The following is a 14,452-nucleotide window of genomic DNA, read 5'->3' on the forward strand; positions in this document are numbered from 1 at the left end:
ATGAATCTGCAAGAAAAACCGCCTTTTGCCACGCCCTTCGAATGGATCGGGGGCGAAGAGCGCGTGCGCCTGCTGGTGGACCGCTTCTACGACCTCATGGACCTGGAGCCCGGCTACGCCGCCCTGCGCGCCGCGCACGGCAGCACGCTGAGCAACGCCCGCCAGCGCCTGTTCTGGTTCTTGTGCGGCTGGCTGGGCGGCCCGCAGCACTACACCGAGCGTTTCGGGCATCCGCGCCTGCGCGCGCGCCACCTGCCGTTTGCCATCGGCATCAGGGAGCGCGACCAGTGGCTGGGCTGCATGGACCAGGCCATGGGCGAAACCGGCGTGGACGAAGCGCTGCGCGCGCGGCTGCGCGAGAGCTTCTTCCAGACGGCGGACTGGATGCGCAACCGGGGCGAGCACCACGAGCAGGCCGCCAGCGCCTGAGGCTGCCGGCTGACGCGCAGGCGATCCGCCTGGCTGGGCGGTCTGCGGTACACCCCTTCCGAAGAGCCCTCGCGGCCGAGCCTGCCTCGGCAGGGGGGGGGGGGGCCATTGCGCCTGATCTATCGCCATCCGCCGCGGGCCGCTTGCCTCCAGCCGGAGCCGGGATGGCTCGATCTCAGCTATTTTTCAAGAAACCTGATTGCATGCTGACTTGATTCAGTCAAGCCCCTGAGTGAACCGTTTGGCGGTCAAGAAGAACCGCTTGTCTGGTTTCTGATGTTTCGGGGCGTTTGTCCTTTAAATGGAAAAATTACCCATTTATACTTTTTGACATGACTGCCCGTGGCGCCCACCTCTTTTTTCGAGAATCCATGCGCGAAGACGACGATCCGCGGGGCGTGACCAACGACCCCTCTTTTCTTCCCGGCCGGTCCGTGGATGTGCAGGCGCAGACCGTGATGCGGCCGCTGGTGACCTGGCTGCTGCGCTCGGGCGTGGGCTACGCCGAATTTGCGCGAGCCCTGAAGCCGCTGTTCCTGGAATGTGCGCAGGCTGAGCTGGCCCAGATCGGCGGCAAACAGACGGACTCGGCGATCAGCCTGCTGTCGGGCCTGCACCGCAAGGACGTGCGGGAGCTGCTGGCCCGGGGGCCGTCCGAGGCTGCGCCGGAGCTGCCGTCCGTGGGACGTTCGACGCCGGCCAACGAGGTGGTGACGCGCTGGCTGGTCAGTGGCTGGCCGGAGGCGCTGCCTTTCGTCAGCCCCGACCCGGGGCTGGAGCCGTCTTTCACCGAGCTGGTCCGCTCCGTGTCGCGGGACACCCATCCCCGCTCCCTCCTGAAGGAGTTGCTGCGGCTGGGCGTGGCCGAGGAGGCCGACGGCCTGGTGAGCCTGCGGCGCCAGGCGTTCGTGCCCGATGCCAAGCACGAGGAGGCGCGCCAGCTGCTGGCCGAAAGCGTGGCCGACCACCTTGCCGCGGGCGTGCACAACCTCACGGCCCCTGGCGCCAAAAAATTCCTGGAGCAGAGCGTTTTCGCCGACGGATTGAGTGCCGAGTCGGCCCGGGCGCTGGAACAGCTGGCCAACGGCCTGTGGCGCGATGTGCTGAAGGCCATGGTCGAGGCGGCCGTGCCCCTGTGCGAAAAGGACGAGCCTCGGGGAGGCAGCCACCGCATCCGGCTCGGCATGTTCTGCCTGAGCGCGCCGATGCAGCCGGCCGCAGCCGATGGGCCGGAGGCTGAGCCGGCAGCGCCCGCTGCGCGGTCTGAGGGGGAAGGGGTGGCGCCATGAGCGCGGTCTACTTCCTTTGCCATGGCATCGAGGCCATCGCGCGGCGCTGGCCGGTGTGGACGCGGTTCGGCGCCTGGCTGAGCCTGGCGGCGGTCGTGCTGCACGGCTGCGGCGGCGGCATGACGACCGCGGGCGTGGGCAGCGGCGGCAGCGGCCTGGCCGAAGGCACGGTCAGCGGCTTTGGCAGCGTGATCGTCGATGGCGTCGAGTACGACGACTCCGGGGTGGCGGCGCAGGCCGCGGATGGCAGCGGCGGGTTGCGCACGGCCGATCTCAAGCTGGGTCAGCGGGTGCGGCTGGTGTACAACGACAGCCGGCAGATCGACAGCATCCAGGTGCTGCCGCAGCTGGTGGGGCCGGCAAGCTCTGCGATCGATGACCATGGCTGGATGCAGGTCATGGGCCAATGGGTGCGCGTGGTCAAGAGCCAGCAGGATGCGAGCCGCAGCGGGCCCACCGTGCTGTCCGGCTATTCGGAAGCCGATCGCATCATGGCTGGCGACGAACTCGAGGTCCATGGCACCTGGGTCTACGACGAACGCAAGGCCAGCCACGTGCTGGTGGCCACGCGGGTGGAGAAACTGGCGGCGCCGGCCGACTCCGTCCAACTGGCCGGGGTGGTGCGCGGGCTCACGGACGGCAGCTTCCGTCTGAATGCCAGTAACGGCACGCTGGTGCAGCCCAGCCAGCCACTGCCGCCCGCCTTGGCCAACGGGCAGGTGGCGCATCTGTGGGTGGCACGCGGGCGGCTGGGCAATGCCGCCCTCGATGCCACGCGGGTCGAGAGCGTCGTGCTGGATCTCCAGGAGGTGGCCCGGCACGCGCAGGTGATCCTCAGCGGGCTGGTCGCGGGTTACGACCCCGCCACCCGCGTGGTGGAGATCCAGGGCATGCGCATCCGGCTGGCGCCGGGGCTCCAGGTCGACGAGGCCGCTCTGGCCCGCGGCGAGTTCGCCAGCCTCAAGGTGAGCCAGGCCGACAACATGCTGGTGGCCAGCGACATGACTCTGCGCAGCGCGGCGGCGGGGGGGCTGGGGGCCACGGTGGAGGTCAAGGGCGAGGCCAGCGGCATCGACTGGACTGCCGCCACCGTTGGCTTTATCCTGCGCGGCGTGGCCATCCAGGCCGCCAGCGCCGTGGTGGACGCCTCTTGCCGCGCCATGCCCGCCGATGTCCGTCGGCGCGTGGAAGTCAGGGGGCAGAGCGAGGCGCCGGGCCGGCCGGTGACCGCGTCGCAGGTGACATGCAGTTCCGATACAGCGGGCAGTGCCGGCCACACAGGCAACCCGCTGCAGCCTCGGGCCATGCTGGGAATGCCCGTTCCTTCACTGGCTTGAACACCATGAAAACCCTTTGCACGCACCGACCCGAACGCGGCTTCACCCTGATCGAGGTGATGATCGTCGTGGCGGTGATCGGTATCCTGAGCGCGATCGCACTGCCGGCCTACACCGACTACATCATCCGCGGGCGGATTCCGGAGGCCACGGCGAATCTCGCGACCAAGCAGGTCAAGATGGAGCAGTGGTTCCAGGACAACAAGAACTACTACGCCACGGGCACCACGTCGACCTGTGCCATCGGCGCCTCGGACACCACCTCGAGCAAGTATTTCTCGTTCAGCTGCGTGGTGTCCTCCACGGCGGCGACCTACACCGTCACCGCCACGGGCACCGGCTCGATGAACGGCTTTGTGTACACCGTCACTCAGGACGGCAGCAAGGCAACCCCTGGCGTGCCGGCCAAATGGACCAGTTCCACCAACTGCTGGATCACCAAAAAGGGGGGCGTGTGCTGACGCAGCCGACCCGGCCGATCCGAGCTGCGCGGCGGCGTGCGCCGTCGCGCGGTTTCAGCCTGATCGAGCTGATGGTGGGGGTGACGCTGCTGGCCATTGCGCTGACGATGGCGGCGCCGTCTTTTTCGGAGTGGATCAGGAACACGCAGATCCGAAGCACGGCGGAGTCCCTGCAGAATGGCCTGCAGTTCGCGCGGGCCGAAGCCGTGCGGCGCAATACGGCGGTGCGTTTCCAGTTGACCAGCTCCCTGGACAATGCCTGTGTCCTGTCCACCACAGGAACCTCCTGGGTCGTCAACCTGACCTCGTCGACCTCGCCGGCCACGCAGTGCGCCACCGCCTTGAGCGACAGCACCACCCCGTTTCTCCTGCAACTGAGCCCGACTGTCACGACCGCGTCGAGCATCAGCATGACGGCTTCGCAGTCGGCCGTCAGCTTCAACGGTCTGGGCCGCCAGGTGGCCACCACCAATCCGGCCCTCAACGTGGCAACGCTGACCATCCAGGTTGGTTCCTCCCAGGGGAGCTGCCTGGCGGGCGGGGGCACGCTGCGATGCCTGAACGTGATGGTCATGCCCGCAGGCCAGATCCGCATGTGCGATCCGAGCCTGACCAGCACCACCACCAACAACGATGCCATGGCCTGCTGAGATGAAGCACATGCACGCCCACGCCGTCCGCCGTTCTGCGTTTCGCCAGCAAGCCGGCATCATGCTGCTGGAGGCGCTGGCCGCGATCCTGATCTTCTCTGTGGGCATCCTCGCCGTGATCGGGCTGCAGGCGGCCTCGGTCAAGCAGGCCGCGGCGGCCGAGTTCCGCTCCATTGCAGCCTTGCAGGCCAACGATCTGGTCAGCCGCATGTGGATCAGCGACCACACCGCGGCCACGCTGCAGACAGTCTACGGTAGCAGCGGCTCCGGCGCGGGCTACGCCAGCTGGCTGGCTCATGTGAAGGCCTCGGGCCTGCCGGGCGTGTCGTCGGTGTCTCCGACGGTGGTCTTTGGCGATGGCGTGACGGCGCCGGCCAACCAGGTGACGATCACCGTCAACTGGATCGCGCCGGGAGAGACCACGGCGCACAACTATGTCGTCATCGCCCAGGTGAAGTAGGAGAAGGCCTTGACTTCGAATCCCATTCGCCATCCGCACCGAGCCCGCGGCTTCAGCTTGATCGAGATCATGGTGGGCCTGGTGATCGGCATGCTGGCGGTCGTCATTATCATGCAGATCTTTGCCTCGTCGGAAGCCAGCAAGCGGACCACCACGGGCGGGGACGATGCGCAGATCAACGGCACGATCGCGCTTTATGGCCTGGAGCGCGACATCCGCGCGTCCGGCTACGGCCTGAGCACCTACAACCTGCTGGGCTGCAGCCTGAGCTACACACCGAGCGGCGAATCCGCGGCCGTCACGCTGAGCGCCATCGCCCCGACCACCATCAATCCCGCCACCAGCCTGGTGCCTGCGGGCGATGCCAGCACCGACACCCTGCTGGTGATGTATGGCAACTCCAACAGCCCGTCGGAGGGCGATGTGATGATCGCGGCCTCCACGGCCGGCATCTACCAGGTTTCGGTGCCGGCGCCGCCCGCCTTCAATGCGGGCGACTATGTGATTGCACAGGTGGCCACGCGCCCCTCACCCTGCAACCTGACGCGCGACAAGATCGCCAGCATCACGGGCTCCAGCCTTGCGGTGTCGCCGGGCACGGCCGGCATGGCGATCAACAGCATCGTCTACAACCTCGGCCCGGCGCCCGTGGTCCGGGCCTACGCCGTGCGCAACGGCAACCTGACCGTCTGCGACTACATGGTCTACAACTGCGGCAGCACCAGCTACACCGGCACCCTCAACTCGGCGGTATGGGTGCCGATCGCCAGCAACATCGTCAGCCTGCGCGCTCAGTATGGGCGCGATGCATCGACGGGTGCCACCATGCTCGGAGCCGTCAGCACCTACGATCAGATCACGCCCGGCAGCGCGGCCGACACCAGCGGCCTCAGCGTGTTCTGCAGCTGGGCGCGCGCGCTGGCGGTGCGCGTGGCGGTAGTGGCCCGCAGCGCGCAGTACGACAAGGCCATGCCGACCGCGGCGGCTCCGCTTTGGGACGGCTCCACCGTCAACGCGACCAGTCCGACCAACCCGACGGCGGTCACCATCGACCTGACCGGCAACACCAGCTGGCAGTACTACCGGTACAAGCCCCTGCAGACCACCATCCCCTTGCGCAATTCGATCTGGCAGGGCTCGCAGCCAAGCTACCAGGGGGGGGCCGGAGGATGCTGATCCATCGTCATGCGCAGGCAAGGCCCGGCCCGGTGCGCCGGCAGGGCGGCGTGGTGCTGGTGCTGGCCCTGATCGTGCTGGTGGCCCTGACGATGGCCGCCGTCGCCCTCACGCGCTCGGTCTACACCTCCAACATGATCGCGGGGAACCTGGCGTTCCAGCAGTCCGCTACCAACTCGGCCGATGCCGGCGTCGAGGCCGCGGTAACCTGGCTGCAGACCAACAATGGTGCCGCCAGCTCCACCACGGCAACCACCTGCAGCACCAGCGTCGGCAGCACGGTCCTGGCCTGCGACCAGGCCAGCTATGGCTACATTGCGCACCGGCAGGACCCCGCCAGCGGCACGACCTGGGCCGACTTCTGGACCAATACCCTGACGGCGAGCGGCAGCAACTATTCCAAGACACTGCCCGCCGACAGCGCCGGAAACACGGTGTCCTACGTCATCCAGCGCATGTGCACCGGTGCCGGCGATGCCAGCAACACCAGCATCGACTGTTCTTCCTCGCCTACATCGAGTGGCGGCACCTGCGCCGGCGGCAGCAGCTGCGACGCCCAGCGGGTCAACCTGTTTTCCACCAGCCAGGTGTATTACCGCATCACGGTGCAGGTGCTGGGGCCACGCAACACCCGGAGTTATGTGCAGGCCATGGTGGCCATGTAGCCACCGGACGCGGCGCACCCCTGTCCGGTCTGAGCAATGAACAACAAGGCCAGCATGCATTCGAGAGGTTTCCCATGACGAACAAGTTCAAACTCAAGCCTATCTGTTATGCCTGTGTTTGCTGCATCACCTGGCTGTCGATGGCCAGCCCGGCGCATGCGGGCCTCACCGACCTGGCCAGCGCACCGCTGGAAACCTCAACCTCGGTGCTGGTGAAACCGAACATCTTCTACGTGCTCGACGATTCGGGCAGCATGGGCTGGGACTACCTGCCCGACTGGGCGAACAGCACCGACGTGACGCTGGGGCGCAATGGCGGCTACAACGGCGTCTACTACAACCCCGCGACGACCTACACGCCCCCGACCAAGTACGACGGCAGCAGCTACAACAGCATGACCTCGGCCAACAGCACGGCGTGGACCAAGGTTCCCTACGATGGCTATGGCGTGCAGATAGCCGGGGAGCGGCCCGAAAACATCCTGACCACGTCCAGCTCGGGCACCACGCAGAACCTGATCGGCAACGCCTACTACTACACCTTCATCCCGGGCGAATACTGCACCGCGCTGAACCTGAAGACCTGCAACACCCAGACGGCGGCCTCGACCACCTATCCCTATCCCGCCAAGCTGCGCTGGTGCAGCGATGCCCTGCGGTCGAGCTGCCAGGCCAGCCGCATCGAGACGGCCCCCACGGGCGGAACGACCTACACCTACGCCCGCTACCCGGGCTACAGCGCGGGTGCCTCCGCGACACTGACGCTGAGCGGCAGCAGCTCGACCGCGGTCAGCGGCATCACGGTCAATGGGGCGCAGATTCTTTCGGCGGCCACCTCGGCCTCGTCCACCGCCAGCACGGTGGCCAGCTCCATCGTGACGAGCATCAACGCCTGCACCAGTGCCGTGACCGGGAGCTGCACTGTGGCCGGCTACAGCGCCACGCGCAGCGGCAGCACCGTGACGATCACGGCGCCGGGTTCCCTGGGGGCGATCACCTACACACCGGTGGTGACCAAGTCCGGCTCCATGGCGATCACGCCAGCGGCCTTCGCCAACGGCGTTCTGGCGCCGGGCTCCAATGTGCTGACCACCCTCGTGTCGACGACCAACAGCTATGCCTATCCCGGCACCGCGGCCAAGGCCAGCACCCGCACCGATTGCGCGGGCACCACCTGCACCTATGCCGAGGAGATGACCAACTACGCCAACTGGTGGGCCTACTACCGCACCCGCATGCAGATGACCAAGACGGCGGCCAGCCTCGCGTTCTCGGTGCTGACCACGAGCTACCGGCTGGGCTACATGAGCATCAACAACAACACCGGCAGCGATTTCCTGAACGTGTCGGACATCACCACCACCAGCAGCGGGCAGAAGGCCGCCTGGTACACCAAGTTCACCAGCGCCAAGATCGGCAACAGCACGCCGCTGCGCATCGCATTGTCGACCGCCGGCCGCTACTATGCGGGCAAGTTGACCAAGGTGAACACTGTCAGTGCGACCGATCCGATGCAGTACGCCTGTCAGAGAAACTACTCGATCGTTTCGACCGACGGCTACTGGAACGAGACCGCCAGCGCCAGCACGGTCACCCAGATCGACGGCAAGACGGCCATCGGCGATCAGGACGGCAGTGAATCGCGCCCCTACTACGACGGGACCGCGACCGCCAATACGCTGGCTGATGTGGCCGAGTACTACTATGCGACCGACATCCGTGCGTCGGCGTTCTCCAACACTACCAACGCCAACAACGTCGATGTGTCCAGCAACAACGTGGCAGACAAGCAGCAGCGCATGTACACCTCCACGGTCGGGCTCGGGGCCTCGGGCTACATGCTGTACCAGTCGAACTACGCCACGGCCAAGAGCGGTGACTTCTACGACGTGTCGCAGGGCACGCTGGCCAGCACCACGGCTGCCAGCAACGGCACCTGCAGCTGGCAGACCTCGGGCAACTGCAACTGGCCGGCGCCGGTCAGCGACACCCAGACCACGATCGATGACCTCTGGCACGCCGCCGTCAACGGCCGGGGCACCTACTACAGCGCGGCCAATCCGGCCGACCTGAAGAGCGGCCTGAGCAGCTTTCTGCAAAGCGTCACGGCCGCGACCAGCAACGCCGCCGCGGCGACCACCAGCAACCCGAACGTGGCTTCCGGCGACAACTATGTGTTCAAGTCCACGTTCCGCTCGGTCAACTGGTATGGCGAGCTGGCGCGCTACACGATCGACACCACCTCGGGCACGCTGTCGCCCAATGCAGACTGGTCCGAATCGGGAACGGCCTATGCTAATGCCACGGCCCAGACCTACACGCCGCCGCTGCTCGACAACATGGCCTACACCTCGCGCGCCATCTATACTTATGACCCGACCAACACCACCAGCTCCCTGATCCCGTTCCAGTGGACCTCGCTGACGACGGCGATGCAGGGGTATTTCAAGATCGGAACTTCGGCGATCTCATCCCTCTCGCAGCTTTGTGCCGTGGGCACTGCCTGCCTGCCGAGCGCGGCCCAGGTCGACAGCACGACGGCCGGTTCGAGCACCGGCGCCGGGGGCATCAACCTCGTCAATTTCCTGCGCGGCGACCGCAGCAACGAAGGGCCCGATGCCTCCACCTACTACTATCAGCGGACCCATGTGCTGGGCGACATCGTCGACTCGCAGGCGGTCTACATCAAGGCACCGCTGTTCAGCTATGCCGATACCGGCTATGCCACCTTCAAGAGCAACAATGCCTCGCGCCAGGGCACGGTCTATGTCGGCGCCAATGACGGGATGCTGCATGCCTTCAATGCGACGACGGGCGCCGAAGCCTGGGCCTACATCCCGTCGATGGTGCTGCCGAGCCTCTACAAGCTGGCGGACAAGAACTACAGCGCCAACCATGTCTATTTCGTGAACGCCACGCCGCGCCAGGGGGATGTCTATTTCGACAGTGCCTGGCACACCATCCTCGTGGGCGGCCTGGCCGCCGGGGGGCGCGGGTTCTACGCACTGGACGTGACCACGCCGTCCAGCCCCAAGGTGCTGTGGGAGTTCACTTCCGACACCACCAAGGGCACAGGCTACACGACCGACGCCGACCTGGGCTATTCCTATGGAACGCCCGCCATCACCAAGCTGTCCGACGGCACCTGGGCCGTCCTGGTGACCTCGGGCTACAACAATGTGTCACCGGGTAGCGGCCACGGCATCCTGTGGGTACTCAACGCCAAGACCGGCGCCGTCATCAAGAAGATCGACACCGGGGTGGGAAGCTCCAGCACCATGACCGGCTGCACCGCGGCGCCTTGCCCCAGCGGCCTGTCGAAGATCAGTGCCTATGTGAACAACGGGACGAGCAACAACACGGCGTCGCGCGTCTACGGCGGCGACCTGTATGGCAACGTCTGGCGTTTCGATATCGGCAGCCTGACCGCCAGCGGCGGCACCGCGACCGTGCAACTGCTGGCGACGCTGGCCGACGCCAGCGGCAACCGGCAACCCGTGACGGCCCGGCCCGAGCTGGGCAACAACAACGGCAACGTCATCGTGTACGTCGGCACGGGCAGCTACCTGGGCCTGACCGATGTGAGCAACACCAATGTGCAGTCGATCTATGCGATCAAGGACCCCCTGACGACCAGCACTGCCACCGGCGGGATCTACGGCAGCCCGCGCTCAAGCACCTGCACCGCGACGACCAAGACCGCCTGCTTCGTCAAGCAGATCCTGACAGACAGCGCGGGCGTTCGGACGGCGGCTAGCAGCGTGAGCTACGGCGTGGATTTCAGCAGCATGAACGGGTGGTTCGAAGACCTGCCGGAAAGCGGCGAGCGCGCCTACACCGATCCGGATCTCCAACTGGGCACGCTGGCCTTCACCTCCAACATCCCGAGCACCTCCAGCGCCTGCAGCATCGGCGGCTCGAGCTACATCAACTACCTGGACTACAAGACCGGCCTGGCCGTCTCGGGCACCAACAACGTGGGAACCCTGCTGTCCAATGGCACCAGCACCGCGCTGGCCAGCGCAGCCACCCTGGTGCGCCTGGCCAATGGCAAAGTGATAGCGATCACCAACCTGTCGGACGGCACGACCGCGACGACGACGGCGCCCATCAGCGCCTCGGCCACCAGCACGCGGCGCATTTCCTGGCGCGAACTGATCACGGGGCAGTAAGCCCGCCAGACCCGGGCGACGGCTTTCAGGGAAGCGAAGGCTTGAGCAGCACCACCAGCGCCCCCGCCCCGCCCTCGGCGGGGCGCGCCTGCACGAAAGCCAGCACCTCGTTTTTCTGGATCAGCCAGCCCTGCACCATGCTTTTGAGCACCGGCGTCCTGCCGGGCGAGCCCAGGCCCTTGCCGTGCACCACGCGCACGCAGCGCAGGCCCTGGCGGTGCGCCTCGCGGATGAAGGCGGCCAGCGCCTCGCGCGCCTCGTCGCGGCGCAGGCCGTGCAGGTCGATCTGGCGCTGGATGCTCCAGTCGCCACGACGCAGCCGGGCGGTGACGTCGGTGCCGATGCCGGGGCGGCGAAAACTCAGCGCGTCGTCGGTGTCGAGCAGCGTGCTCACGTCGAATTCGTCGCTGATGGCCTCGCGCAGCACACGCTGCTCATCGAGCTGCCGCTGCACCGGGATCGGCGCGGGCTGCTCGCGCGCCAGCCGTGCGCGGCGGCCATCCGGCAGCGGCGTGACGGCGCCTACTGCTTTGGAGAACAGGTTCTTTTCGGCCTGGCTGCGGCGCTCGGCCTGCCGGCGCGCCGCAAGCTCGGCCACCTGCCGGGCTTCCTGCGCGGCGAGGGTTTGCCGCAGCAGCTTGAGCTCGGCCAGCGAAGCGACCCGGACGGGCGCCTTGCCATGCGCCTTCACAGCAGGCCCTGCTCGGCGAAGGACATCGCCTGGCCGGGCGCAACGATCACGTGGTCCAGCACCCGGACGTCCACCAGCGCCAGTGCGGCCTGGAGGGTGCGCGTCAGCGCTTCATCGGCGCGCGAAGGCTGCACCGTGCCGCTCGGGTGGTTGTGGGCCAGCACCACGGCGGCGGCCTGGCGGTGCAGGGCGCGCAGTACCACTTCGCGCGGGTACACGCTGGTCTGCGTGAGGGTGCCGCGAAACAGCTCCTCCAGCGCGATGAGCCGGTTCTGCGCGTCGAGGAACAGCACGGCGAAGACTTCGTGCGGCTTGGCCGCCAGGTGCAGCTGCAGGTAGTGCTGCACGGCCCGGGGCGTGTCGAAGACCTCGCGTTCCTGCAACTGCTGGGCCAGCGCGCGGCGTGCCAGTTCGAGCACGGCCACCAGTTCGGCGCGCTTGGCCGGGCCGCCCAGGCCCTTGATGCTTCGCAGGTCCTCGGCGCTGGTGTGCAGCAGGCCGGCCACGCCGCCGAAGGTGTCCACCAGCTCCTGCGCCAGCGCCAGCACGCTCTTGCCGGCCATGCCGGTGCGCAGCAGCAGGGCCAGCAGCTCGGCATCGCTCAGGGCGCCGGGGCCGCGCGTGAGCAGTTTTTCGCGCGGGCGCGCATCGGCGGGAAGGTCTTTCAGGGCCATGGTCGGGCGCGGGAAACCAGGGTTTCTACAATGGAGGCCAGTTTATCGGTACTTTCATGCCCACCATCCAACCCGGTTCCTTCCTGACCCTGCACTACCGCCTGGCCGGGCCCGGCGGGGACATCATCAATACCTTCAACGACAAGCCGGCCACGCTGTCGCTGGGCACCGGCGAGCTGTCGCCGGCGGTCGAGCAGCGCCTGCTGGGACTGGAGGAGGGCGCGCGTGCGCGCTTCGACCTCCCGGCTGGCGAGGCCTATGGCGAGCGCAACCCCGACATGCAGCAGTGGGTGGCGCGCAAGCTGCTCAACGAGCTGGGCGATCCCGACGAGCAGTACCAGGCGGGCGACGTGGTGCAGTTCCCCACGCCCGACGGCCTGGGCTCCTATGCCGGCGCGGTGCAGCAGGTGAAGGCCGACGCGGTGCTGTTCGACTTCAACCATCCGCTGGCGGGCCAGCCGGTGACGTTCGAAGTCCACGTGATTGGAGTGCTGTAGCCATGGCCGCCCCCAACGACAAGCGCGCCGACGGGCTGGCCCCCGGGGTCAGCGAGGTCATCCTGGCCGAGCCGCGCGGCTTCTGCGCGGGCGTGGACCGGGCCATCGAGATCGTCGAGCGCGCGCTGCAGAAGTTCGGTGCGCCGATCTACGTGCGCCACGAAATCGTGCACAACACCTATGTGGTCAACACGCTCAAGGGCAAGGGCGCGATCTTCATCGAGGATCTGGCCGACGTGCCCGCGGGCGCGACGCTGGTGTTCTCGGCGCACGGGGTGAGCAAGGTCGTGCAGGCCGAGGCGCAGGTGCGCGGCTTCCAGGTCTTCGACGCCACCTGCCCGCTGGTGACCAAGGTCCATGTGGAAGTGGCCAAGCTCGCCAAGGAAGGCTACGAATTCATCATGATCGGCCACAAGGGGCATCCCGAGGTCGAGGGCACCATGGGCCAGCTGTCCAGCGGCATCTACCTGGTGGAAGACGTGGCCGACGTGGCGCGCATCGAGCCGGCGCAGACGCAGCGCCTGGCGGTGGTGACGCAGACCACGCTGAGCGTGGACGACGCCGCCGAAATCACGGCGGCCGTGGTGGCGCGCTTTCCCGACATCCGCCGGCCCAAGCAGCAGGACATCTGCTACGCCACGCAAAACCGGCAGGACGCCGTCAAGCTGCTGAGCCCGCAGGTGGACGTGCTGATCGTGGTGGGCAGCCCCACCAGCTCCAACAGCAACCGGCTGCGCGAGCTGGCCGCCAAGCTCGGTACGCCGGCCTGGATGGTGGACGACGCGGCCGAGCTGCAGCCGCAGTGGCTCGCAGGCAAGGCCCGTGTCGGCCTGACCGCCGGCGCTTCGGCGCCCGAGGTGCTGGTGCAGCAGGTGATCGAGCGCGTGCGGGCCCTGGGCGCGGTGTCGGTGCGCCGCATGGACGGCATCCAGGAGACCGTCAAGTTCCCGCTGCCCAAGGGGCTCAAGCTCGACGCCGCTGACGGGGCACCGCCGCCGGAGCACCTGCATTGAATCGCTCTGAAATTGATAGCGCCTTACATCGACTGGACGCGGACTTCGGCGTGTTTTTGCGTAAAACTCCGCTGTGGAAGCTGTCCGGCGCCGCGCTTGGCCTGGACTGCGCCGAGATCTGGCTCAAGCTCGAGCATCTGCAGGTGGGCGGCAGCTTCAAGGCGCGCGGCATGCTCAACCGGCTGCGCGCGCAGCCGATTCCCGCCAGCGGCGTGATCGTGGCCTCGGGCGGCAACGCCGGCATCGCCACGGCTGCCGCCGCCCGGGCGCTGGGCGTGCCCTGCGAGGTGTTCGTGCCCGTGGTGTCGCCCGAGGCCAAGCAGGCCCGCCTGCGCGCACTGGGCGCGCGCGTGGTGGTGACGGGCGCGGCCTATGCCGAGGCGCTGCAGGCCTGCCTGGCGCGCCAGCAGGACACCGGGGCGCTGCTGACCCATGCCTATGACCAGCCCGAAGTGGTGGCCGGCGCCGGCACGCTGGCGCAGGAGATCGAGCAGCAGGGCGGCTTGCCGGATTCGGTGCTGGTGAGCGTGGGCGGTGGCGGGCTGGTGGCCGGTATCGCGGCCTGGTTCGAGCAGCGCGTGCGTGTGGTGGCGCTGGAGCCCGAGCTCGCGCCCACGCTGTACCGGGCGCGCGAAGCCGGGCAGCCGGTGGACGTGGCAGTAAGCGGCGTCGCCGCCGACTCGCTGGGAGCCGGGCGCATCGGCGGCATTGCCTGGGAGGTGACGCAGCGCCATGTGAAAGACGCCCTGCTGCTGTCCGACGAGGCGATCCGCGCGGCGCAGCGCTGGCTCTGGAAGGAGATGAAGCTGGCCGTCGAGCCCGCTGCGGCCCTGCCGCTGGCCGCGCTGCAGACCGGCCGCTACCGGCCGAGGGCCGACGAAAAGGTCTGCCTGATCGTCTGCGGCGCCAACCTCGATCCGGCCACCCTGGCCTGAGCC

The 14,452-nt window shown here is 67.6% G+C and carries 14 protein-coding genes; 12 read left to right on the forward strand and 2 right to left on the reverse strand.

The genetic code is table 11. The annotated features are described in order from the left end of the window. The 9 genes from MMF98_RS18355 to MMF98_RS18400 all read left to right on the forward strand — a co-directional run bounded on the left by MMF98_RS18355 (position 1) and on the right by MMF98_RS18400 (position 10,639). Positions 1-429: a group II truncated hemoglobin gene (locus MMF98_RS18355; protein ID WP_243308318.1), complete on the forward strand. Its 429-nt coding sequence runs from the start codon at positions 1-3 to the stop codon at positions 427-429. 332 nt (positions 430-761) lie between these two features. Continuing rightward, entirely contained in the window at positions 762-1,718 is a 957-nt protein-coding gene (locus MMF98_RS18360; RefSeq protein ID WP_243308320.1) for a DUF6502 family protein, read from the forward strand. Then, positions 1,715-3,055 (forward strand): hypothetical protein, encoded by a 1,341-nt coding sequence (locus tag MMF98_RS18365; RefSeq protein ID WP_243308322.1) that lies wholly within the window; start codon positions 1,715-1,717, stop codon positions 3,053-3,055. The genes MMF98_RS18360 and MMF98_RS18365 overlap by 4 nt, the downstream gene beginning before the upstream one ends. 5 nt (positions 3,056-3,060) lie before the next feature. Then, positions 3,061-3,516 carry a type IV pilin protein gene (locus MMF98_RS18375; protein WP_279343718.1) on the forward strand — a complete coding sequence of 152 codons (456 nt, stop codon included), beginning with the start codon at positions 3,061-3,063 and terminating at the stop codon, positions 3,514-3,516. Beyond that, on the forward strand, positions 3,465-4,166 hold the full coding sequence (locus tag MMF98_RS18380; protein ID WP_243308323.1) for a GspH/FimT family pseudopilin: 702 nt from the start codon (positions 3,465-3,467) through the stop codon (positions 4,164-4,166). Before MMF98_RS18375 ends, MMF98_RS18380 begins: the two co-directional genes overlap by 52 nt. Position 4,167: 1 nt before the next feature. Then, complete coding sequence (locus MMF98_RS18385) at positions 4,168-4,626, forward strand: type IV pilus modification PilV family protein (RefSeq protein WP_243308324.1); 459 nt, start codon at positions 4,168-4,170, stop codon at positions 4,624-4,626. A gap of 9 nt (positions 4,627-4,635) precedes the next feature. Then, positions 4,636-5,802, forward strand: a complete 1,167-nt coding sequence (locus tag MMF98_RS18390) for a PilW family protein (protein ID WP_243308326.1) — start codon at positions 4,636-4,638, stop codon at positions 5,800-5,802. Beyond that, positions 5,796-6,467: a pilus assembly PilX family protein gene (locus MMF98_RS18395; RefSeq protein ID WP_243308328.1), complete on the forward strand. Its 672-nt coding sequence runs from the start codon at positions 5,796-5,798 to the stop codon at positions 6,465-6,467. Before MMF98_RS18390 ends, MMF98_RS18395 begins: the two co-directional genes overlap by 7 nt. Positions 6,468-6,541: 74 nt before the next feature. Then, on the forward strand, positions 6,542-10,639 hold the full coding sequence (locus MMF98_RS18400; protein WP_243308330.1) for a PilC/PilY family type IV pilus protein: 4,098 nt from the start codon (positions 6,542-6,544) through the stop codon (positions 10,637-10,639). Positions 10,640-10,664: 25 nt separating this feature from the next. Here MMF98_RS18400 and MMF98_RS18405 read toward each other — a convergent pair whose 3' ends face one another. Then, positions 10,665-11,330, reverse strand: a complete 666-nt coding sequence (locus MMF98_RS18405; protein ID WP_243308331.1) for a Smr/MutS family protein — start codon at positions 11,328-11,330, stop codon at positions 10,665-10,667. Continuing rightward, entirely contained in the window at positions 11,327-12,004 is a 678-nt protein-coding gene (radC, locus tag MMF98_RS18410) for a RadC family protein (RefSeq protein ID WP_243308332.1), read from the reverse strand. The genes MMF98_RS18405 and radC overlap by 4 nt, the downstream gene beginning before the upstream one ends. A gap of 56 nt (positions 12,005-12,060) precedes the next feature. On the opposite strand from radC, the gene MMF98_RS18415 reads away from it, so the two are divergent. From MMF98_RS18415 to MMF98_RS18425, 3 genes are read left to right on the forward strand one after another with little or no spacing between them, the layout of a single operon-like run. After that, a complete protein-coding gene (locus MMF98_RS18415; protein WP_243308333.1) occupies positions 12,061-12,501 on the forward strand; it encodes an FKBP-type peptidyl-prolyl cis-trans isomerase in 441 nt (146 codons plus the stop codon). Between the two features lie 2 nt (positions 12,502-12,503). Then, on the forward strand, positions 12,504-13,514 hold the full coding sequence (gene ispH / locus MMF98_RS18420) for a 4-hydroxy-3-methylbut-2-enyl diphosphate reductase (protein ID WP_243308334.1): 1,011 nt from the start codon (positions 12,504-12,506) through the stop codon (positions 13,512-13,514). Beyond that, entirely contained in the window at positions 13,511-14,449 is a 939-nt protein-coding gene (locus MMF98_RS18425) for a threonine/serine dehydratase (RefSeq protein ID WP_243308335.1), read from the forward strand. The genes ispH and MMF98_RS18425 overlap by 4 nt, the downstream gene beginning before the upstream one ends. The last annotated feature ends 3 nt before the right edge of the window (positions 14,450-14,452 follow it).

The organism is Variovorax terrae, assembly GCF_022809125.1.
Lineage (GTDB): Bacteria > Pseudomonadota > Gammaproteobacteria > Burkholderiales > Burkholderiaceae_C > Variovorax_A > Variovorax_A terrae.